This is a genomic window from Streptomyces sp. NRRL S-1022 (assembly GCF_000720135.1).
In the GTDB taxonomy this organism is placed as follows: Bacteria; Actinomycetota; Actinomycetes; order Streptomycetales; family Streptomycetaceae; genus Streptomyces.
The window spans coordinates 1-466 of the sequence record NZ_JOIU01000120.1; the positions used below are offsets into that span (position 1 = coordinate 1).

Annotated in this window: 1 protein-coding gene; it reads left to right on the forward strand. The window is 73.2% G+C overall.

The window, feature by feature from the left end; genetic code table 11:
• Nucleotides 1-466 (forward strand): AMP-binding protein (locus IG05_RS43195; protein ID WP_037815920.1); only part of this gene is annotated, 466 nt, incomplete at both ends.

Below are 466 nucleotides of genomic sequence, written 5' to 3' on the forward strand. Positions count from 1 at the left end.
CGCCGGGGAGAAGCTGGAGTTCGGCGAGCTGCGGCCCTGGGTGCAGCGGCTCGGCCTGGACCGGCCGGCGCTGGTGAACATGTACGGCATCACCGAGACGACCGTCCACACCACCTACTACCGGGTGGTCGACGGCGACCTGGAGAGCGGCGCCGGCAACCCGGTCGGGCGTCCGCTGAGCGACCTCACCGTTCACCTGCTGGACCGGCAGGGCCGGTTGGTGCCGATCGGGGTCCCGGGCGAGATCCATGTCGGGGGTCCGGGCGTGGCCCGGGGTTACCTCAACCGGCCGGAGCTGACCGCCGAGCGGTTCGTGCCCGACCCGTTCGGGCCGGCCGGCGCCTGCCTCTACCGCTCCGGCGACCTCGCCCGGCGCCGGCCCGACGGCAGCCTGGAGTTCCTGGGCCGGGCCGACGACCAGGTCAAGATCCGCGGCTACCGGATCGAACTCGGCGAGATCGAATCC